This is a genomic window from Glutamicibacter sp. MCAF14 (genome assembly GCF_052114325.1).
Classification (GTDB): domain Bacteria; phylum Actinomycetota; class Actinomycetes; order Actinomycetales; family Micrococcaceae; genus Glutamicibacter; species Glutamicibacter arilaitensis.
The window spans coordinates 893,593-915,165 of sequence record NZ_JBFREO010000004.1 but is presented as its reverse complement, the minus strand read 5'-3'; the positions used below and the strand labels follow the sequence as shown (position 1 = coordinate 915,165).

General features: G+C 61.5%; 19 protein-coding genes. 15 read left to right on the top strand and 4 right to left on the bottom strand.

What is annotated here, in order from left to right; all coding sequences use genetic code 11:
* Positions 1-14 precede the first annotated feature (14 nt).
* From ribH to hisF, 4 genes are all read left to right on the top strand, one after another.
* Positions 15-506 (top strand): 6,7-dimethyl-8-ribityllumazine synthase, encoded by a 492-nt coding sequence (ribH, locus tag AB4Y71_RS11870; protein ID WP_441720552.1) that lies wholly within the window; start codon positions 15-17, stop codon positions 504-506.
* A gap of 72 nt (positions 507-578) precedes the next feature.
* Complete coding sequence (locus tag AB4Y71_RS11865) at positions 579-842, top strand: phosphoribosyl-ATP diphosphatase (RefSeq protein ID WP_013349304.1); 264 nt, start codon at positions 579-581, stop codon at positions 840-842.
* Between the two features lie 141 nt (positions 843-983).
* Positions 984-1,832 (top strand): ATP phosphoribosyltransferase, encoded by an 849-nt coding sequence (gene hisG, locus AB4Y71_RS11860; protein WP_441720550.1) that lies wholly within the window; start codon positions 984-986, stop codon positions 1,830-1,832.
* Between the two features lie 21 nt (positions 1,833-1,853).
* Positions 1,854-2,624 (top strand): imidazole glycerol phosphate synthase subunit HisF, encoded by a 771-nt coding sequence (gene hisF / locus AB4Y71_RS11855; RefSeq protein ID WP_134779958.1) that lies wholly within the window; start codon positions 1,854-1,856, stop codon positions 2,622-2,624.
* Positions 2,625-2,676: 52 nt separating this feature from the next.
* Here hisF and AB4Y71_RS11850 read toward each other — a convergent pair whose 3' ends face one another.
* The 4 genes from AB4Y71_RS11850 to AB4Y71_RS11835 form a co-directional block, all read right to left on the bottom strand.
* The gene (locus tag AB4Y71_RS11850; RefSeq protein ID WP_441720547.1) at positions 2,677-3,588 is read right to left on the bottom strand and encodes a hypothetical protein; all 912 of its coding nucleotides are present in this window, start codon (positions 3,586-3,588) and stop codon (positions 2,677-2,679) included.
* Positions 3,585-4,229, bottom strand: a complete 645-nt coding sequence (locus AB4Y71_RS11845; RefSeq protein WP_441720545.1) for a DUF6318 family protein — start codon at positions 4,227-4,229, stop codon at positions 3,585-3,587. Before AB4Y71_RS11845 ends, AB4Y71_RS11850 begins: the two co-directional genes overlap by 4 nt.
* Positions 4,230-4,514: 285 nt before the next feature.
* Positions 4,515-5,144, bottom strand: a complete 630-nt coding sequence (locus AB4Y71_RS11840) for a hypothetical protein (protein WP_441720543.1) — start codon at positions 5,142-5,144, stop codon at positions 4,515-4,517.
* A 102-nt stretch (positions 5,145-5,246) separates the two neighbouring features.
* Positions 5,247-5,888 carry a TIGR03085 family metal-binding protein gene (locus AB4Y71_RS11835; RefSeq protein WP_041648827.1) on the bottom strand — a complete coding sequence of 214 codons (642 nt, stop codon included), beginning with the start codon at positions 5,886-5,888 and terminating at the stop codon, positions 5,247-5,249.
* Positions 5,889-6,022: 134 nt separating this feature from the next.
* On the opposite strand from AB4Y71_RS11835, the gene hisI reads away from it, so the two are divergent.
* The 11 genes from hisI to pyk all read left to right on the top strand — a co-directional run bounded on the left by hisI (position 6,023) and on the right by pyk (position 21,411).
* The gene (gene hisI / locus AB4Y71_RS11830) at positions 6,023-6,424 is read left to right on the top strand and encodes a phosphoribosyl-AMP cyclohydrolase (RefSeq protein WP_441720541.1); all 402 of its coding nucleotides are present in this window, start codon (positions 6,023-6,025) and stop codon (positions 6,422-6,424) included.
* Positions 6,425-6,504: 80 nt separating this feature from the next.
* On the top strand, positions 6,505-8,076 hold the full coding sequence (locus tag AB4Y71_RS11825) for an anthranilate synthase component I (RefSeq protein ID WP_441720539.1): 1,572 nt from the start codon (positions 6,505-6,507) through the stop codon (positions 8,074-8,076).
* Positions 8,073-8,663, top strand: a complete 591-nt coding sequence (locus AB4Y71_RS11820) for a Trp biosynthesis-associated membrane protein (protein WP_441720537.1) — start codon at positions 8,073-8,075, stop codon at positions 8,661-8,663. Before AB4Y71_RS11825 ends, AB4Y71_RS11820 begins: the two co-directional genes overlap by 4 nt.
* 157 nt (positions 8,664-8,820) lie before the next feature.
* The gene (locus AB4Y71_RS11815; RefSeq protein WP_013349293.1) at positions 8,821-9,069 is read left to right on the top strand and encodes an HGxxPAAW family protein; all 249 of its coding nucleotides are present in this window, start codon (positions 8,821-8,823) and stop codon (positions 9,067-9,069) included.
* Between the two features lies 1 nt (position 9,070).
* Positions 9,071-9,895, top strand: coding sequence for an indole-3-glycerol phosphate synthase TrpC (trpC, locus tag AB4Y71_RS11810; protein ID WP_441720535.1), 825 nt, complete (start codon positions 9,071-9,073; stop codon positions 9,893-9,895).
* Positions 9,896-10,003: 108 nt separating this feature from the next.
* The gene (trpB, locus tag AB4Y71_RS11805; protein ID WP_013349291.1) at positions 10,004-11,335 is read left to right on the top strand and encodes a tryptophan synthase subunit beta; all 1,332 of its coding nucleotides are present in this window, start codon (positions 10,004-10,006) and stop codon (positions 11,333-11,335) included.
* Complete coding sequence (trpA, locus tag AB4Y71_RS11800; RefSeq protein WP_441720533.1) at positions 11,336-12,118, top strand: tryptophan synthase subunit alpha; 783 nt, start codon at positions 11,336-11,338, stop codon at positions 12,116-12,118.
* Entirely contained in the window at positions 12,118-13,158 is a 1,041-nt protein-coding gene (lgt, locus tag AB4Y71_RS11795; RefSeq protein WP_441720531.1) for a prolipoprotein diacylglyceryl transferase, read from the top strand. Before trpA ends, lgt begins: the two co-directional genes overlap by 1 nt.
* A gap of 573 nt (positions 13,159-13,731) precedes the next feature.
* Positions 13,732-18,351, top strand: a complete 4,620-nt coding sequence (gltB, locus tag AB4Y71_RS11790; protein ID WP_441720529.1) for a glutamate synthase large subunit — start codon at positions 13,732-13,734, stop codon at positions 18,349-18,351.
* Complete coding sequence (locus AB4Y71_RS11785) at positions 18,344-19,813, top strand: glutamate synthase subunit beta (RefSeq protein WP_441720527.1); 1,470 nt, start codon at positions 18,344-18,346, stop codon at positions 19,811-19,813. Before gltB ends, AB4Y71_RS11785 begins: the two co-directional genes overlap by 8 nt.
* An 86-nt stretch (positions 19,814-19,899) precedes the next feature.
* Complete coding sequence (gene pyk, locus AB4Y71_RS11780; protein WP_441720525.1) at positions 19,900-21,411, top strand: pyruvate kinase; 1,512 nt, start codon at positions 19,900-19,902, stop codon at positions 21,409-21,411.
* Positions 21,412-21,573: the final 162 nt, after the last annotated feature.

Below are 21,573 nucleotides of genomic sequence, written 5' to 3'. Positions count from 1 at the left end.
AGAGGAGCATCAAGATGAGCAAGCACGGCGCACCTACCGACGTCAGCGAACAGCTGAAGGCACTGGCAGGACAAGAGAAGTTTTCCCAGATCAAGGTGGCCATTGTGGCGGCCAGCTGGCATGACGTGATCATGAACGGGCTGATCGACGGCGCCCAGCGCGCCGCCAAGGACGCAGGGCTGGAAGCACGCACCACCCTGGTTCGAGTCCCGGGCACCTTCGAATTGCCGGTCGCCGCATCAACCCTGGCTGAGAGCTACGACGCAGTCATTGCCCTGGGCGTGGTCATCCGCGGCGGCACCCCGCACTTCGACTACGTCTGCCTGGCAGCGACCAATGGCTTAACCAATGTGAGTGTGGACACCAAGACCCCGATCGGTTTCGGCGTGCTCACCTGCGATAATGAAGAACAGGGTCTGGACCGTGCTGGCTTGGAAAACTCCAGCGAAGACAAGGGCTACGAAGCCTATTCCGCTGCCGTCATGACGGTAGCGGCACTGTCCTAGCATTCGGGTGGCCCTGTCACAAAGGGCCACCAGAATACGGCCTCGATAAAGAAAACAGCTAGGATTAGTTCCGTGAAAACTTTTGACGAGCTCTTCAGCGAACTATCGCTCAAGGCACAATCCCGCCCGGAAGGCTCACGTACCGTCGTCGAACTCGACTCTGGTGTCCATGGCATCGGCAAGAAGATCGTCGAGGAAGCCGCCGAAGTTTGGATGGCTGCGGAGTACGAAACCGATGAAGCCGCGGCGGAGGAAATCTCCCAGCTGCTGTACCACCTGCAGGTTCTCATGATCGCCAAGGGTATGACCTTGGCCGACGTTTACAAGCATCTATAGCCGTCGCGCGACTGCGGCCTGATCACTTACCGATCAGGCCCCGGTCAACGCACGGCGGCAAAACAACGGCCAATGAAATAATCCTTGGCGCTTGTTTATGGCTAATCGCCGCAGCGCCATTCATGACGAAATGAGTCAACAATGCTCCGCGTAGCCCTACCCAACAAGGGTGCCCTCTCCGAAATCGCTTCCACCATGTTCAAGGAAGCCGGCTACCTCCAGCGCCGCGATTCACGCGAACTGGTCCTGGTCGACGAGGACAACCAAGTTGAATTCTTCTACCTGCGTCCCCGCGATATCGCCGTTTATGTCGGCCGCGGCATCCTGGACGTAGGCATCACCGGCCGAGATCTGTACCTGGATGCAGATGTCGACGACGCTGTGGACGAGCAGCTCTCACTGGGCATCGGAAAGTCTACTTTCCGCTTCGCTGCCCCAATCGGTGCCTTCAACGATGCACAGCAGCTCAACGGCAAGCGCATTGCTACCAGCTACGATGTGCTGCTGCGTCACTACTTGGAAAAGTCCGGAATCCAGGCTTCGATCGTTCGCCTTGATGGCGCCATCGAATCCTCGGTCCGCTTGGGCGTAGCCGATGCCATCGCCGACGTGGTGGAAACCGGAAATACCATCAAGGCTGCCGGCATGGAGATCTTCGGCGATCCGCTGCTGGAATCCGAAGCCGTCATGATCGGCCGCGTTGGGCACAAGCCTGCTGGACTGGATGTGCTTATTCGCCGCCTTAATGGCGTGCTTGTTGCCCGCCAGTACGTCATGCTCGACTACGACGTACGCCGCGAACAGGCCGATCAGGCCTGCGAGCTGACCCCGGGTCTGGAATCGCCTACCGTCTCGGACCTGGCTAACTCGGAATGGGTTGCCGTGCGCGCGATGGTCAAGAAGTCCCAGACCAACAACATCATGGATGAGCTGTATGAAGTTGGCGCTCGCGCCATCTTGGTCAGCCAGATCCACGCCTGCCGCATCTAATCAGACAAGGATCATTCGCTAATGAGCGTTGCAATTCGTGTAATCCCTTGTCTCGACGTAGACGCCGGACGTGTTGTGAAGGGCGTGAACTTCGAGGGCCTTCGCGATGCCGGGGACCCAGTGGAGCTGGCACGTCGCTACAACGACGCTGGCGCCGACGAACTGACCTTCCTGGATGTCACCGCATCCAGCTCGGATCGTGAAACTACCTATGAAGTGGTCCGCCAGACCGCTGAGGAAGTTTTCATCCCGCTAACCGTTGGTGGCGGAGTCCGAGCTGCTGAGGATGTTGATCGCTTGCTGCGCAACGGCGCAGATAAGGCCTCGATCAATACCGCGGCAGTGAATCGCCCGGAGGTAATCAATGAGATTACCCAGCGATTCGGCTCCCAGGTTCTCGTGTTGTCGCTCGATGCCCGTCGCACGAGTGATCCTTCGATCGCCTCAGGTTACGAGGTCACTACTCATGGTGGACGCACCGGAACTGGTATGTGCGCCGTGGCTTGGGCCAAGGAAGCTGCTGAACGAGGCGTGGGGGAGATCCTGCTGAACTCGATTGATGCTGACGGCACCAAGGATGGTTTTGATCTGGAGATGATCCGTGCGGTTCGTGCCGAAGTTTCAGTTCCATTGATCGCTTCGGGTGGTGCAGGGAAACCTGAAGACTTCCCGCCAGCAATCGAAGCAGGAGCTGATGCAGTTTTGGCCGCATCGATTTTCCACTTCGGTCCAAAGGACATGATCGCTAAGGTTAAGCAGGCAATCCGAGAAGCTGGTTACCCAGTTCGCTAGTACTACATGGCGAAGGCTCGACACTCAGGTGTCGAGCTTTTGCTGTTCCTTTTTATTCGTTGGCAATGAGTTCCTTTTTGGTTCGCCAGACATCGATCTCGATTGGTTCACTCGGTACAGCTGCTTGGCCAGGGATAGCTTGCCATGCACCTCCGTCGACGCTGAACTCGCCACGATAAAGCGTGGTCACTTCGACTTGAAAAGTGCCTGTATCGCTATAAGAATGGCTGGTCGAAGTTTCGTCTCTCAATGTATGGTGAGGCATGGGTTCCCCAGCGAAATCAAGAATTCTAGTTGTCTCGTCGCCGTAGTTCCAGTTCCACTGGATTGGTATTGCTCTAATTTGTATCTTGGAGCCTGATAAATTTGAGCTAAATACTTGAGTATTTTTAGATGCCCAGAAATGTGAAAAACCATGTCTCAGTGAGAATCCGACCGGGTTGCTCCGGACTGTCGAACCTTCGATTGGGAATGATCGGAAGGCCTCGAGCGTAATTCGAGGTTCTTCTATTATTGATTCTTTTGGTATATCTTTCGGCATTGGGTCGCCAGGGCAAATTGAGAACTGTCGAATGAAATCACCGTCTAGTGTTAGAACCTGACGAGTAATCGGGAATGACCCATCCGGACAGGGAGGCCTATCGGGATTGCTATCGCATCCGTTCAATTCTTGGTCACCGGTATGACACTCGTAGAAATCTCGAAACTTCAATTGAACGATCGGTTCGTTGTCGCTGCTTTCCTTTTCTCGATTCTTTGGAGGAGTGTGCCACTCATCAAAATTATTCGACTTTGGTGGTTTGCACTCTGAATAACTATGTTCAGCGTCAGTATCCGTAAGCTCCGTCTGATCAAGTTCTTGGCATTTTGCTGTTGACCAAGTGATTATCGGTGATGCATAGCCTCCGGTTGAGGCGAAGAACGAATAAATAAGTATTCCGCTTAGAACTGTTCGAAAATTCATTTAGAAGGCTTCTCGATGTCAATTATGTATACCTTCCAACCCGAGTCGTACTCCATGCCTAAAGCGGCTACTTTCAATGGTCGCTTTTTCTTGCTCGATTCAAGTTCGTTGGGTTTTATGTAAAATTCTGCTGCGGCGACTTCGAAACGCACCGAAACGATGGCTTTGTCCTTTGAAGATTTATAGCTGTCGAAGACTTCATAACTGTGTTCCCCTCCAACTTGCCATTTCCCGCTTAATTGAGCACGGCCAGCCGGATCAATGAGTGATCTACCGCAGACTTCACATTCTCTGGAAGTCACCTTCTTCAACGCTTCTGCGTCATTGGATTGAACCGCATAGTTAATAAGCTCGAAGTAGTACCCTGCGAATGCGGTGGCACCTTTCTCTGTTTTTTCTTGGGCCTCCGCGGGCATCTTTGGGACGGGAACATTTTCCGCTGGTCCCGCCGCCGAAGCAGGTTTGTACTCGTTCGTATTGCTTGGTGTCGTCGTCGGTGACTGCGGGACTTTGGTGGGCGAAGCCGATGTTTCCTTGGAAGGGTGCTGCGTTGGAGTTTCAGCGTTTCCTGCATTGCACCCCGAAAGCACGAGGGCGGCAGCCGCGAAAGACGCGGCAATCTTAATTTTCCGAGCGTTCATGTGAACTCTCCATGATCATCGGGAATGCCAAGTTGTGCGCCATCCTATTCCTGTGCGCCGAGAAAGTGGAGAGGTTTTAAAGAATCTGTGGATAAGTCATCACATAGAAGACCGGCACTCACGTTGTCTATTCGCGCATCTAATGCGGGGCGGGACTGCAGTCGGAGTGCTAGAAGACGGCCTAAGCAATTCTCTGTTTTCGGTACTTCTGGGGCTCGCTTATGGTCCATTTGCTTCAGCGCCGCAGGATTCGCAGAGTTTTTGATTGGGGGAGGGAGACTATGGTCAGCTCAAGGAAGCATCTTTAGCAGCGTCCTCGAGCGTGAGGCCCGTGATCTTCCAGCCGTTGACGGTGTATTCAAAGTCCATGGTGATTTCGTCCAGCTCTTCTTCCACCTCGATGATCCCTTGAGTGGGGGTGAGTACAGAGCGCTTACTTAGTAATAGTTCGCCAACGAGATAAGCCTTGTTGCTATCAAATTGGACGATGTAGTTCGTGTACAAGTAGTGATAGCCGCCGATTTGAATATCATCAGGGGAAGTCGTCAAATCTTCTTGTTCGTGGAAGGCTTTCCAGCATTCTTCGGCCTTGCACGGACCTGCGACGATCGGGTCGAAATTGGCAGAGACGCTGTTGATGGTTTCATAGTCGAGCAGGTCGAAGAAAAACGTGGCAACGTCACGTACCCCGTCCTGAGATTTTTCATACCCAATATCGGCCAGCTCTGGTGCATCAGGATCGGTTGGATCCATTAGCTCCGTGGAACTGGGCACGCTCGGCTCAGAAGCAATCGGAGCGGATTCAGTGGGGGCTAACGAAATGGCAAGGGCTGCAATCAAAGCAGCCAAAACTAATACCGGCACTAATGCGATCGCGATGCACGGGCAATGGGCAAGCAGTTTTCGCAAATTCATGTTCAAGCTCCAGACCTGGGAGATGTCGATTGCTCGAAATCCTAGGTCGGTGCAGAACCGATGCGGACGCTTTGCTCGAAATTGTGGATAACGCCCGGAGCGCTACATTCCTGGTTTGAAGCCCTTGACGATTTCCAATGCCGTTTCTCCGCCTTCAAACAAGACGAGGCTTTGGTCGATGCGGCCGAAGGAGTACATCATCAGCTCGGTAACCGGTCCGGTAATCGACACCGCGTTCGGAGCCTTCTTGGCAACATGGCGTTGACCATCCGGACGAGTCAAGATGATGCCGATCGGCGCATGCCGGAACAGTACGCGAGTCATGCGAATCAGCGACTGCCAGAGCAGCTCGGTGTACTCGGTATCCAGCACGCGTGGAGCCCACTGCCCGCGGGCTCGGCGCACATCTTCGGTATGAATGAAGAATTCAGCAAGGTTCGCGGACTGGTTGATCTTCTCGATCGCAAACGGCGAGAGAGCAGGAGGTCCAGAACGGAACATGCGGACCAGTGCGGCATAGCCCTCCGGGGTCTGCGCCTTGATGACCATCTGGTTGAGTTTCGCGTCAAGCTTCTTGGACAGAGGCTTGAAAATAACGCCCGCACCAAGCACCGAACTTTCGCGCAACACAAGGTGAGCGGCGAGATGGCGAGTCTGCCAACCGTCGCAAAGGGTGTCGGCGGTAGGTCCTGCCGCAAGCAGGGTCTCGGCCAACGCAAGTCTGGAAGCCTGAACTAAGTGCATCACTTCTGAAACTAGCACGCTCCAAGTAAGTAATTGTGCAAGGTGCACCAGGTGTCGCCAAGAGAGCGCGGCTCGTCGACGAGCGGTACGTCACAGGGCTCTGGATCCCGCGGGAAACCAGTATGCTAAAGGGGATGTCTACTTCTAACAACGGCTCGAATCCGAGCCTTGAATCCCTCAGCCTCGACCCGGCAATTGCCCAGCGCCTCAAGCGAGATGACAATGGGCTGTTCGCCGCCATCGCGCAGCAGTACGACTCCGGGAAGGTTCTGATGCTCGGCTGGATGGACGACGAAGCCCTGCACCGCACCCTGACTAATGGCCGAGTCACCTACTTCTCGCGCTCCCGCCAAGATTATTGGCGTAAGGGCGACACCTCCGGCCATTTCCAGTTCGTGAAGTCCGTGGCCCTCGATTGCGATGGCGATGCACTGCTGATCCAGGTTGACCAGGTAGGCGCTGCGTGCCACACCGGCACCGAGTCCTGCTTCACCGACCGGCAGCTGCCGGCAGTGATCGGCAACCGACCCGAGTAAAACTTCCCAGGCACCACATTTGCTGTGCCTGGCTGCGCGCCGCACAACCCGCGCGAAGAACACGTAGAAGAAGAACACTGATGAAAACTCTTGGCAAGATTTCCCCATCCCGCGAGTCCTTCCGCGCCATGGCCACGAACCGCCGCGTGATCCCGGTGACCATCACGGTGCTGGCCGACTCGCTCACGCCCATCGGCTTGTACCGCACCTTGGCGCAGGGCCGGCCCGGCACCTTCCTGATGGAATCGGCTGCCCCGGGCGGCGTATGGAGCCGCTACTCGTTCGTCGGCGTGAATTCGCCGGCGACCTTGAGCACCCGCGCAGGAGAGGCCTACTGGCAGGGCCAGGTGCCCGAGGGGCTGCCCACCGGCGGGGTGAGCGTAGAGGTGCTGCGCGACACCGTGCGCGCGCTGCACACCGAACCGGTACCCGGAATGCCTCCGCTGACCGGCGGCATGGTCGGCTTCATTGGCTGGGAATGCGTACGGCACTGGGAGAAGCTGCCCGACCCGCCGGCCGATGACCTGAACCTGCCCGAGCTGAGCATGAACCTCGTGGCAGACATGGCCGCGCACGACGCCGCCGAAGGCACCGTCACGCTGATCGCCAATGCCATCAACTTCAACGGCAGCGACGAGAACATGGATCAGGCCTATGACAGTGCGGTCACCCGCCTGCAGGCGATGCTCGACCAGCTGGCCGTGCCGGTGGATTCGGCAGCCGCGGTGCTCACCGGCACCGATGTTGACCGCGGAACCCTGATGGACGCGGTCACCCACTCCTGGGATGAGAACGAATACCTGGCGGCGCTGGCCAAGTCCAAGACCGCGATCGTGGACGGCGAAGTCTTCCAGATCGTGGTTTCGCGTCGCTTCGAACTGGAAACGAAGGCCGACGCGCTGGATGTCTACCGCGTGCTGCGCGCGACCAACCCGAGCCCGTACATGTACCTGTTCAATTTCGAGAACGAGGACGGCGAGACCTTCGAGATCGTCGGTTCTTCGCCTGAAGCGCTGGTCACCGTCAACGACGCGCACGTGGTCACCCACCCGATCGCCGGTTCCCGCCCACGCGGTGCGAACTACGAAGATGACCAGCTGCATGAGAAGTCGCTGGTCAACGATGCGAAGGAACGCGCCGAGCACCTGATGCTGGTGGACCTCTCGCGCAACGACCTGTCCAAGGTATGCCAGGCCGGCACCGTGGAAGTCACCCAGTTCATGGAGGTCGAGCGCTTCAGCCACATCATGCACCTGGTCTCCAACGTGGTTGGTAAGACCCGTCAAGACGTGGACGCCTACGATGTGCTCGCCGCGACCTTCCCGGCCGGCACGCTTTCCGGGGCCCCGAAGCCGCGCGCGCTGCAGCTGCTCGATGAGTACGAACCGTACCGCCGCGGCATCTACGGCGGCGTGGTCGGCTACCTGGACTTCGCCGGCGACATGGACATGGCCATCGCCATCCGCTCCGCGCTGCTCAAAGGCGGCCGGGCGTACGTGCAGGCCGGCGGCGGCATCGTCAACGACTCGAAGTTCGCCGACGAAGCGCTGGAAACCGTGAACAAGGCAGCTGCCCCGCTGCGCGCCGTGTGGGCTGCGCAGTCGATGCAGGCCGCCAACACCACCAACCCCGAATCAGGTGTCAGCAAGTGAAGAAATTGACCAGCGCCCGGAACCTTGCCTTCTTCGGCATGATCGGCGCCTTGATCGGCCTCTGGTCGGCAACGCGCACCTGGATCACCGTAGACGTGGTCTCCAGCTCAGTGCAGATCCCGCAGATCGTGATCGACGGGGCGACCGCCGCCGCTTCGGTCACCGCGGTCTGCGTGGTGGTGCTGGCCGGTTCGCTGGCGCTGCTGATCGCCGGGAAGCTCGCCCGCTACATCATCGCAGCCATCTGCCTGCTGGCCGGTGCCACGGTCATCGTCGCCGGAATCGGCGCGCTGAAGGATCCGCAAGCCGCCGCCTCCACGGTCGTCGCCGAAGCGACGGGCCTGGCCCAGAACGCCGGCGAATACACGCTGACCGTGTGGCCGGCACTGGCCGTGCTGGCCGGTGTGCTGATCGCTCTGCAGGCCGTGCTGGTGTTCATCTTCGCCTCACGCTGGCCGACCAAGGCCAGCAAGTACGACCGTCAGGCCGCGAAAACCGCGGTAGAACCCAAGGATGCTTCCTCGCGCAACATCGCGAATTGGGAGCAGCTTTCGGCCGGGGAGGACCCGACCTCGGGCGAAAAATAGCCCGCGCCCAAGGTGATTCGCGCCACCAGCACGAAACGAACGCTCCTGAAATAGGAGGTTCTCGCGCTCAAGTGGCAGAATGGAACCTGAAGACCAACGTCACGGGCAGCAACGCCCTGCAACGACGCAGCATCACAACATGAGGAGACATCGAAACATGTCGCAGAACACCGAGATCGATCCGGTATACACCGAAGAGATTGGCCACGGTAACTCCATCGCAGCTTGGGCCTGCGTGCTGACGATGATCGTCGGTACTGTCGTGGCCGGCATCGCATTCGCCTACTTCGCCTGGTCCATCGTCTGGGTTGGCTGCGGCATCGTGCTTCTGGGCTTGGTTCTGGGCTGGATCCTGAAGGCAGCCGGTTTTGGCGTCGGCGGGCACCGCAGCGGAGCATCGCACTAAATTGACTGTTCTTGATGACATCATCGCGGGCGTCCGGGAAGACCTGGGCGCCCGTCGCGCAATCACCAGCCTGGAAGCGATCAAGGCGGCAGCAGCCCAAGCCGCCCCGGCACTGGACGCATTCGCCGCTTTGGGCGGCCACGCGGACCAAGCAGCCCGCGACACCACACTGCGGGTGATCTCCGAGGTCAAGCGCAAGTCCCCATCCAAGGGCGCACTGGCTGACATCCCGGAGCCTGCGGTGCTGGCCGCCGAATACCAGGCCGGTGGCGCCTCGGTGATCTCGGTGCTGACCGAAGCACGCCGCTTCGGCGGTTCGCTGGAGGATCTGGATGCCGTGCGCGCCGCGGTGCAGATCCCGGTGCTGCGCAAGGATTTCACCGTCGATGAGTACCAGATCTACGAGGCCCGCGCCCACGGTGCTGACCTCGTGTTGCTCATTGTTGCGGCGCTAAATGATGATTTGCTGGCATCTTTCCTAGAATTGACCCACCAGCTGGGAATGAACGCCCTGGTGGAGACCCACACCGAGGAAGAAATCGCCCGTGCCGTCAAGGCCGGGGCGAAGCTCATCGGCGTGAACGTGCGCAATCTGAAGACTCTGGATGTCGATCCGGCCACCTTCGGCAAGCTCGCCCCGCTGCTGCCTGCCCAGGCAGTCATCGTCGCCGAGTCCGGTGTGGAATCCATCGACCAGGTCGCCCAATACGGTGCGGCCGGTGCCGATGCCATCCTGGTTGGCGAGGCGCTGGTGAAGCATGCCGATCCGCGCGCTACGGTCGCCGCGTTCATCACCGCTGGTACCGAGGCCAAACCGCAGCGCTAGCCGCGCGGCGGTGAAGGACCTACAACAGCTTTTCGTGCCCCGCAGGAGTTTCCGGCGGGGCATGAGACTTACCACGAATCAAGCTTCGTAGAAGAAAAGAGGGAATCGATGAGCACTTCGGACAATTCCGAGACCGGCCAGTCGATCGATGCACAGTCGTTGAGGCACGCAAGCGGCCCGTACTTTGGTGCCTACGGTGGACGATGGATGCCCGAATCCCTCATGGCCGCCATGGACGAGCTGAACGAGACCTTCGAAGCGGCCAAGAACGATCCCGAGTTCATCGCCCAGGTCAAGGACCTGAACAAGAACTACTCGGGCCGTCCCTCCCTGCTCACCGAAGCCAAGCGCTTCTCCGAGCAGTACTGCGGCGGGGTGCGCATCTTCCTCAAGCGCGAAGATCTGAACCACACCGGCAGCCACAAGATCAACAACGTGCTCGGCCAGGCATTGCTGGCCAAGCGCATGGGCAAAACCCGCATCATCGCCGAAACCGGAGCGGGCCAGCACGGCGTCGCCTCGGCTACCGCCGCGGCCCTGATGGGCTTGGAGTGCGTGGTCTACATGGGCGCCGAAGACACTCGCCGCCAGGCGCTGAACGTTGCCCGGATGCGCCTGCTCGGCGCCACCGTCATCCCGGTGACCGTTGGCTCGCAGACGCTGAAGGACGCGATCAACGAAGCCTTGCGCGACTGGGTCGCGAACGTGGACAACACCCACTACCTGCTGGGCACCGCCGCCGGCGGCGCACCATTCCCAGCCATGGTCCGCTACTTCCACGAGGTCATCGGCGACGAGGCCCGCGAGCAGATCCTGGCCCAGGCCGGCCGCCTGCCAGACGCGGTCACCGCCTGCATCGGCGGCGGCTCGAACGCCATCGGCATCTTCCACGGCTTCCTGGATGACAAGGACGTGGAAATTTACGGCTTCGAAGCTGGCGGCGACGGCGTAGACACCGACCGCCACGCCGCAACCATCACCCTGGGCCGCCCGGGCGTGCTGCACGGCGCGAAGTCCTACCTGATGCAGGACGAAGACGGCCAGACTGTCGAATCGCACTCCATCTCCGCAGGCCTGGACTACCCGGGCGTCGGCCCGGAGCACGCCTACCTGGCAGACATCGGCCGCGTAGCCTACGAACCGGTCACCGACACCGAAGCCATGGACGCCTTCAAGGCGCTATGCCGCACCGAGGGCATCCTGCCGGCGATCGAATCCGCGCACGCCCTGGCAGGCACCATCCGCATTGCCCAGCGCAAGATCGCCGAAGGCGCCGTGCCCGAAGAGACCATCATCATCGCGAACCTCTCGGGCCGCGGCGACAAGGACGTAGGCACCGCAGCGGCCTGGTTCAACATGATTGACGAAAAGGACGCGGAAGCCGAAATCGCCGCCGCGACCGCGCAGCACTCCGGCTCGCAGAATTCGAAGGAGAAGTAGATGACCCGCGTGACCAGCGCCGAGAAGATCGCCGCAGCCCGCGCCGAGGGCCGTCCGGCCCTGATCGGCTACCTGCCCGCCGGCTTCCCCGACGTCCAAACCAGCATTGACGCCGCCGTGGCCCTGGCCGAAAACGGGGTGGATGTCATCGAGATCGGCATTCCGTACTCCGACCCGGTCATGGACGGCGCAGTCATCCAGGAAGCCACCGTGCAGGCACTGGCCAACGGCTTCAAGGTCCCGCAGATCTTCGAGATCGTGCGCGGCATTACCGAACGCACTAACGCCGCAGTGATGGTCATGACCTACTGGAACCCGGTACTGCGCCTGGGCGTGGACGAGTTCTCCCGCCGCTTCGCTGAAGCCGGCGGCGCCGGGCTGATCACCCCGGACCTGGTCCCGGATGAAGCCGGCGAATGGCTGGCAGCCAGCGAAAAGTACGGCCTGGAACGCGTCTTCCTGATCGCGCCATCCTCGACCGAAGACCGCGTCCAGCGCACCGTGGACGCTTCTTCCGGATTCGTCTACTGCGTGTCGCTGATGGGCGTGACCGGTGCCCGCACCGAGGTATCTTCCGCCGCCCAGGCCGTGGTGGATGCAGCGCACAACGCCGGCGCCGAAAACGCCTGCGTAGGCTTGGGCGTTTCGCGCCGCGAGCACGTCGAGGAAATCGGCGCCTACGCTGACGGAGTGATCGTGGGCACCGCACTGGTGGCCGCCCTGCGTGACGGGGGAGTGGAGGCAGTGGGCGCACTGGCCGCTGAACTGAGCGGACGCGCCTGATGGCCCTGGCTGCACAGCTGGCGCTGGCCCTGCCCGTCTCCATCCCTTCGCCGCCACCGGAGTTCTCCAAGATTTCGATCGGCCCGCTGACCATCCACGCGTACGCGCTGTGCATCTTGGCTGGCATCCTGATCGCGCTGTGGCTGACCAACAAGCGGCTGACCGCGCGCGGGGGCAACTCCGATATGCTCTGGGACATCGCCATCTGGACGATTCCCTTCGGCATCATCGGCGGCCGGCTCTACCACGTGCTGATCACCGACCCGATGTACTACTTCGGGATCGGCGAGCAGCAAGCCCATCTGGCTGAGATCCCGCAGATCTGGCTGGGCGGGCTGGGCATCATGGGCGCGGTGTCGCTCGGTGCCTTGGGCGCGTGGATCGGCTGCCGCAAATCCGGCATCCGGCTCTCGGCGTTCGTGGATGCGGCCGTACCAGGTCTGCTGCTGGCTCAGGCTGCCGGACGCTGGGGCAACTGGTTCAACCAGGAACTCTTCGGTGCGCCGACCACCTTGCCGTGGGGCTTGGAGATCGACCCGTCCAGCTACAACTTCCCGGCCGGGCTGCCCGCCGATACGCTTTTCCACCCGACCTTCTTGTACGAGTCGCTGTGGAATATTCTTGGCGCCATCGTGCTCATCGGGTTGGATAAGAAGTTCAAGCTGCGCCGCGGTGCGCTGTTCTGCTGCTACATGATTTGGTACGGCATCGGCCGTACCTTCACCGAGTCGCTGCGGCTGGACCCGGCCGAAATCATTGCCATCGGCCCGCTGGCACTGCGTGTGCACCAGTGGTTGGCGATCGGTATCGTAATCGCTGGCGTCATCGCCCTGGTCTTCGTGCTGGGCAAGTTGCGGGGGCAGCAGGCAGATCCGTTCTACCTGCCTGGCAAGGAACCAGCCGTGCTGGCCGCGGCTGCTGAAGCAACCGAAGCAACCGAAGCTGGCAAGGCAAGCAAGGTGGGCGAAGCACCAGCTTCCAACGCCTCGGAGAAGACCCAGGCACGATCCACGTCTGAACCGGACGCTGAAGGAAACTAGCCAGCAACTCGCATTTTCCGCACCATCAAGGTGGCCGGCAAGCACCCAAGCTTGCCGGCCACCGGTGTTTTAACCAATGCTTCGTGGCACCCGCAGCTGCTTTGATGACGTGCCTGTGGCCCAGTATGGCGAAAAATACGGCAAAATTTGGGCGAATTTCCCGACCGTTGTGCAACATGCCCGAAATATGGGCAGGGACGCAAAACCGGCTGAAAATCCGGTTTTTGAGTTCGGCCACCGGAAAAACATGCTTTTTGGGCGTCACCGGGACCAAAAGTTTTTAACATTTCGGAAACATAAGCACGCGTCTGGGAGAAACAAAACCGGCGTAACGTGTGAGCCACGCACCAAACCGGGCCATCGACCCCTAGATCGGCCCGCCGGTGCAGCACCACAACGAGGTGGGAAATGTTCGTCCCCGAAACCTCGATGCGCAAGCAAACCCCGCTTAGCACCGTCGAAAAGTTTCAGCTAGATGAAACATCCAGGCGGCACGGAGCCCTTGCGAAAAGCTAACCCTTTACCGACGGTCCCCGCGCGCCTATCCTGCATGAACCACAGAAAGGCACGCTCATGAGCATGACCGGAGTCCAGATGAACGCCTCGCCAGGTTTTGGCGAGGAAGTCCCCTCGCCCTACACCCGTTTTTCCGCGATGCCTGCGGCGCAAGGCCTGTACGACCCTGCTGCTGAAAAGGATGCCTGCGGTCTGGCGATGATCGCGTCCTTGAAGAACCAAGCCAGCCACGAGATCGTCGCCCACGCGCTGACCGCGCTGCGCCGACTGGAACACCGCGGCGCAATCGGTGCCGATGAAGGCACCGGCGACGGCGCCGGCATCCTGCTGCACCTGCCTGACGCATTCCTGCGCAGCGCCACCACTTTCGAACTTCCCGCCGCCGGCTCCTACGCCGTAGGCATGGGCTTCCTCCCGGCCGACGCCGGCGAACGTGCCTTTGCCGTCCAAGAGCTGGAAACACTGGCCGCCGAAGAAGACCTGAGCGTGCTCGGCTGGCGCGAGGTACCGGTTGACGCCGACGTGCTCGGCGCCTCGGCCCGCAAGGTCATGCCGTACATCACCCAGTTCTTCGTCGCTGCCGCACCGGGCACCGGAACCAAGTCCAGCGGCGAGCTGGACGCTGCCGCCTGGCGCATCCGCCGCCGCGCGCACAACAAGATGGGCGTGTACTTCGCCTCCTTCTCCAGCCAGTCCATCGTCTACAAGGGCATGGTCTCCACCGCGCAGCTCGAGCCGTTCTACCCGGACCTGTCCGACACCAGCTTCTCCAGCCGCTGCGCCATCGTGCACTCGCGCTTCTCCACCAACACCTTCCCGTCCTGGCCGCTGGCCCAGCCCTTCCGCACCATCGCCCACAACGGCGAAATCAATACGGTCAAGGGCAACCGGAACTGGATGCGCGCCCGCCAGTCCACCCTGGAGTCCCCGCTGCTGGGCGAGGTGCCCGAGGAACTGTTCCCGATCTGCACCCCCGGCGCCTCGGACTCGGCCTCCTTCGACGAGGTCGCCGAAATGCTCATGCTCTCCGGGCGCAACGTCGCCCAGAGCATCATGATGATGATCCCGCAGCCGTGGGAGAACGACGAGCTGATGGACGCGGATCTGCGCGCCTTCTACCAGTACCAGTCCATGCTCATCGAGCCATGGGACGGTCCTGCTGCCGTCTGCTTCACCGATGGAAAAATGGCCGGCGCCGTACTGGACCGCAATGGCCTGCGCCCGGCCCGCTGGTGGGTCACCGACGACGACCTGGTGGTGCTGGCCAGCGAAGTCGGCGTGATCGACGTCGATGAAGAGCACATCGTGCAAAAGGGCCGCGTGGCTCCGGGCAAGATGTTCGCCGTGGACCTTGAAGGCCAGCGCATCGTCGAGGATGCCGAGATCAAGGCCGAAGTTGCCGCCTCCGAGCCGTGGGCCCAGTGGGTCGCGCAGAATTTGAAGACCCTGGATGACTTCCCGGATCTGGAGCACGTGCGCCACAACTCGGCCTCCGTGGCCCTGCGCCAGCTGACCTTCGGCTACACCACCGAAGAGCTGCGCATGCTGCTGGCTCCGATGGCCGCCACCGGCGCCGAGCCGCTGGCCGCCATGGGCACCGACACCCCGATCGCCGCCCTTGCAGACCGGGCGCGGCTGCTGTTCGACTACTTCACCCAGTCCTTCGCCCAGGTCACTAATCCGCCACTGGATGCGATCCGCGAAGAGCTGGTCACCTCCCTGGGCACCGCGATCGGACCCGACGGCAACCTGCTCTCGCTTCAGCGCGTGCCGCAGACCCAGATCGCGCTGGACTACCCGGTACTGACCAACGACCAGCTGGCCAAGATCGTGAACCTGCGCGACGAAGACGGCGCCAAGTACTCGTTGAAGGTCCGCGGGCTCTACCGCCCGAACGGCGGCGAGTCCGAGCTGCGCGCCCGGCTGCAGGAAATCTGCGAGAAGGTCTCAGCGGCAGTGAACCGCGGCGTGCGCTACATCGTGCTCTCCGACCGCGATTCCTCCGCCGCATGGGCACCGATCCCGTCGCTGCTGCTGACTTCCGCTGTGCACCACCACCTGCTCAAGAGCTCGAACCGCACCCGCGTCTCGCTGATCATCGAATCCGGCGATGCCCGCGAAGTGCACCACATCGCACTGCTCATCGGCTACGGCGCCAGCGCCATCAACCCCTACCTCGCCCTGGAATCGGTCGAGCAGATGGCTGAAGAGGGACAGGTGCCCGGCGTTGACGGGCAGCAGGCCAGCAAGAACTTGATCAAGGCCCTGGGCAAGGGCGTACTGAAGATCATGTCCAAAATGGGCATCTCCACGGTCTCCAGCTACTGCGGCGCGCAGACCTTCGAAGCCGTGGGCCTGTCCCAACGCGTGGTCGACCAGTACTTCACCGGCACCGCCACCAAGCTCTCGGGCATCGAACTGGATGTGGTGGCCGCCGAGGCCGCCGCACGCCACGCCCGGGCCTACCCGGAGATCGACGGCGGCGCACAGCCAGCCGAATTGGAAACCGGCGGCGAATACCAGTGGCGCCGCGAAGGCCCGCCGCACCTGTTCAACCCGGAAACGGTCTTCCGCCTGCAGCACTCCACCCGAACCCGCCGCTACGACGTGTTCAAGGAATACACCAAGGCCGTGGACGACCAGGCCGCACAGCTCAAGACCCTGCGCGGGCTGCTGAAGTTCAAGACCGAGGGCATCACCCCGATCGACATCGATCAGGTTGAACCGGTCTCCGAAATCGTGAAGCGCTTCGCCACTGGTGCGATGAGCTACGGCTCCATCTCTGCCGAAGCCCACGAAACCCTGGCCATCGCGATGAACCAGCTGGGCGGAAAGTCGAATACCGGCGAAGGCGGCGAGGATCCCGAGCGCCTGCTCGATCCGGTGCGCCGCAGCGCGGTCAAGCAGATCGCTTCGGGCCGCTTCGGCGTGACCAGCCTCTACCTGACTAACGCGGACGACATCCAGATCAAGATGGCCCAGGGCGCCAAGCCAGGCGAGGGCGGTCAGCTGATGAGCGCCAAGCTCTACCCATGGATCGCCAAAACCCGCCACTCCACCCCGGGTGTCGGGCTGATCTCCCCGCCGCCGCATCACGACATCTACTCGATCGAGGACCTGGCCCAGCTGATCCACGACGCGAAGTGCGCCAACCCGTCCGCCCGCGTGCATGTGAAGCTGGTTTCCGAATCCGGCATCGGCACCGTTGCCGCCGGCGTGGCCAAGGCCAAGGCTGACGTGGTGCTGATTTCCGGGCACGACGGCGGTACCGGTGCCTCACCGGTGAATTCGCTGAAGCATGCCGGAACCCCGTGGGAAATCGGCCTGGCCGAAGCCCAGCAGACGCTGATCCTCAACGGATTGCGCGACCGCGTCACCGTGCAGGTCGATGGCCAGCTCAAGACCGGCCGCGACGTGCTGATCGGTGCCCTGCTGGGCGCCGAGGAGTTCGGTTTTGCCACCGCGCCGCTGGTGGTCTCGGGCTGCATCATGATGCGCGTATGCCACCTGGACACCTGTCCGGTGGGCGTGGCCACGCAGAACCCTGCGTTGCGCGAACGCTTCACCGGCAAGGCCGAGTTCGTGGTGAACTTCTTCGAGTTCATCGCCCAGGAAGTGCGCGAACTGCTCGCCGAATTGGGAGCACGCACCCTCGATGAGGTGATCGGCAAGGTCGAACTGCTGGAAACCGACTCAGCGCAGTTCGCCGCGCACGACAAGGTTTCCGGGCTGGCGCTGGAGGCTATAACTCACGTGCCGGATACCGAGCTGGCTGCGCGCCGCCGCCGCATCGGCCAGGACCACGGGCTCGAGGCCCACCTGGACCAGTGGCTGCTGGCAGCTGCCGGACCGGCGCTTTCGGACCGGCTTCCGGTGAGCATCGACGCGGACATCGTGAACACCGACCGTTCCACCGGCACGCTGCTGGGCCACCACGTGACCAAGACCTTCGGGGTGCAGACTCTGGCGCAGGACACCATCAAGGTGAACCTTTCGGGACGCGCCGGCCAGTCGCTGGGCGCGTTCCTCCCAGAAGGCATCACGCTCAAGCTCTCGGGAGACGCGAACGACTACGTCGGCAAGGGCCTGTCCGGCGGACGGATTGCGATCCACCCGCCCAAGAGCACCCTGTCCAAGCCTGAAGAGCAGGTCATCGCCGGCAACGTGGTCGGCTACGGCGCGACCAGCGGCGCGATGTTCATCAACGGCTGCGTGGGCGAACGCTTCGCGGTGCGCAATTCCGGCGCCACGATCGTCACCGAAGGCATTGGCGAGCACGGCTGCGAATACATGACCGGGGGACAGGTGCTGATCCTGGGCGCCACCGGCCGCAACTTCGGTGCTGGCTTCTCTGGCGGCACCGCCTGGGTGCTGGACTTCGATGAAGCCAAGCTCAATCCGCTGGCCGCCGCGCAGGGCGACCTGCTGGTCAACCCGATCACCGATGCGCAAGCGCAAACCATCCGCGCGCTGCTCGACGAGCACCTGGCCCTGACCGCTTCTCCGCTGGCAGCACGCCTGCTGCTGGACTGGGATGCCACCCGCACCCGGTTGACCAGCATCACCCCGCGCGACTTCGCTGCCGTGCAGCAGCTGCGCAGCGAGGCTGAAGCCAACGGGCAGAACCCGGATTCCCCGCAGGTATGGAACAAGATTTTGGAGGTGACCCGTGGCTGATCCACGCGGATTCCTGAAGGTGACCGAACGCGTCACCCAGCCTAAGCGCCCGGTTCCGGTGCGCCTGATGGACTACAAAGAGGTCGTCGAACGCCAAAAGGCCGGCACCTTGAAGGAACAGGCCGGCCGCTGCATGGATTGTGGCGTCCCGTTCTGCCATTCGGGCTGCCCGCTGGGCAACCTGATCCCGGAGTTCAACGATCTGGCCTACAAGGGCCGGATGGACGACGCGGCTGCCCGGCTGCTGAGCACCAACAACTTCCCGGAACTCACCGGCAAGCTGTGCCCGGCTCCGTGCGAGTCCTCCTGCGTGCTGGGGATCAACCAGCCTGCGGTGACCATCAAGCAGGTTGAGGCTGAACTGGCCGAGCACCTGATGGATGCCGGCGATTTCGTGCCGCAGCCTCCCGCCCGCCACACCGAGCACCGCGTGGCGATCGTCGGTTCCGGTCCGGCCGGTCTCGCCGCGGCCCAGCAGCTGACTCGTGCCGGACACACCGTGGCCGTGTACGAACGCGACGAGGCCATCGGCGGCCTGCTGCGCTTCGGCATCCCGGACTTCAAGCTGGAAAAGCAGGTCATCGACCGTCGCCTGGCGCAGATGGAAGCCGAAGGCACCATCTTCCGCACCGGCATCGAGATCGGCAAGGACATCTCCTGGAAGCAGCTGCGCCGCGACTACGACGCGGTCATTGTCGCTACCGGTGCCACCATGCCGCGCGAACTTCCAGTGCCGGGCAACCAGCTGGACGGGGTGCACCATGCGATGGAGTTCCTCACCGAGAACAACCGCGTGGTCGCAGGCCAGCACGAGGTTCCGCGCATCAATGCGGCCGGCAAGCACGTGGTTGTGCTGGGCGGCGGAGATACCGGTTCCGACTGCATCGGCACCGCCCTGCGCCAGGGTGCTGCCAGCGTGACCACGCTGGCCATCGGCAAGCAGCCGGGCACCGAACGCCGTGAAGATCAGCCGTGGCCGATGATGCCGGTGCTTTTCGAGGTGCAGTCCTCCCATGAGGAAGGCGGCGAACGCACCTACCTGGCCTCGACGGTGAACTTCATCAACGGCGAGGGAATCGAGCAAAACAAGGTGATCGGTGTTACAGTTGCTAAGACAGAATTTGTTGCTGGCAAGCGCCTCCCGAAGCTTGGCACCGAACGCGTAATCAAAGCGGATCTGGTTTTGCTTGCCCTCGGGTTCACTGGTCCGGAAGTATCCGGACTGGACGAACAGGTCAGTATCGAATTCGACAACCGGGGCAACGTCGCCCGAGATGGCTACTACATGACGAACACTGAATCGGTTTTCGTCGCCGGAGACGCCGGTCGGGGACAGTCGCTGATCGTGTGGGCTATCGCCGAGGGGCGCGCATGCGCGGCCTCGGTCGACAAGTTCCTCATGGGCTCGACTACCCTTCCTGCACCAGTTGCTCCTACTGATAGGGCCATTAGCATCATTTGAGTGACATAGGCTTGAATGCGGCACACCCGAATACCGGGTGGGCCGCATTTTGCCTATGTGAACATGAAAGGCATTTGGCTGACGGAATGAGACGCGCAAAGATTGTGGCAACCTGGGGCCCCGCCCTGGCTAGTTATGAAAACACTGTAGCGGTACTGAAAGCGGGCGTAGACGTAGCCCGTTTGAACATGAGCCATGGAGACCACTCCATGCACGCACAATCCCTGGCGAATGTGCGCACTGCGGCCGCTGATATCGGCCGCGCGGTCGGCATCTTCGCCGACCTGCAGGGTCCGAAGATCCGTCTGGGACGCTTCAAGGACAACGCCAAGTACATCCTGGAAGCCGGTGAAGAATTCACCATTACCATCGATGACATCGAAGGCGCTCGCAACCTGTGCTCCACCACCTTCAAGGGACTTCCTACCGACGTGCAGCCAGGGGACTTCCTGCTGATCAACGACGGCAAGGTCAAGCTCAAGGCCATTGCGGTCGACGAGAAGACCGTGCGCTCCGAGGTCGTCGTGGGCGGCGAAGTGTCCAACAACAAGGGCATCAACCTGCCTGGCGTGGCCGTGAACGTGCCTGCGCTGAGCGAAAAGGATGAGGACGACCTGCGCTGGGCCATCCGTGCCGGCATCGACATGGTCGCCCTGTCCTTCGTGCGCAACGCCGAAGACATCCAGCGTGTCCACGAGATCATGGATGAAGAAGGCCGCCGTGTGCCGGTCATCGCCAAGATCGAGAAGCCGCAGGCCGTGGCGGCACTGGAAGAAATCGTCAACGCCTTCGACGCGATCATGGTCGCCCGAGGCGACTTGGGCGTCGAGTTGCCATTGGAAGAAGTTCCACTGGTGCAGAAGCGTGCGGTCGAGCTGGCTCGCCGCTGGGCGAAGCCGGTCATCGTCGCCACCCAGGTGCTTGAATCGATGATCGAATCGCCAACCCCGACCCGTGCCGAGGCATCGGACTGCGCCAACGCGGTGCTTGACGGTGCCGACGCGGTCATGCTCTCGGGGGAGACCTCGGTAGGCGAGTACCCGGTGGAAACCGTGGAGACCATGTCGCGGATCATCTCTTCGACCGAAGAGCACGGACTGGATCGCATTCCACGCCTGGGCTCCAAGCCGAAGACCCGCGGCGGTGCGATCACTCGCGCCGCAGTGGAAATCGCCGATCAGCTCGATGCGAAGTACATCGTCGCCTTCACCCAGTCCGGTGACTCGGCACGGCGCCTCTCGCGTCTGCGCCCGAAGAAGCCGGTTCTGGCCTTCACCCCGCTGCAGCAGACCTACAACATCATGACCCTGATGTGGGGTGTGCAGGCACGCTTGGTGGCCTACGCCGATCACACCGACAAGATGACTGCCCAGGTGGACGAAGCTTTGCTCTCCGAGGGACTGGCTGACCTCAACGACCTGGTTTGCATCGCTGCCGGTTCCCCTCCGGGACAGGCAGGATCCACCAACTCGCTGCGCGTGCACAAGGTGGGCGACCTCGCCGACGCCGGCCAGCTGGTCGACGGCAAGCCAATGCCTGCCCGTGAAACGGTTGGTCCATGGGCACCGGAGAACGTTTCCACGCCAAAGAACCTGTAGCTTCGCACTAGCCCGGGTTGAAAATCCGCGCTGTTCCAAAATCTTGGAACAGTGCGGATTTTGGCTTTAAGCACCTGGCGAATTCACTTTGTGAACTCGAACACATTGTGGTTGGAAGGGCATGCAAAAAAGGCCGCTGAACCGGAAAATTCCGATCCAACG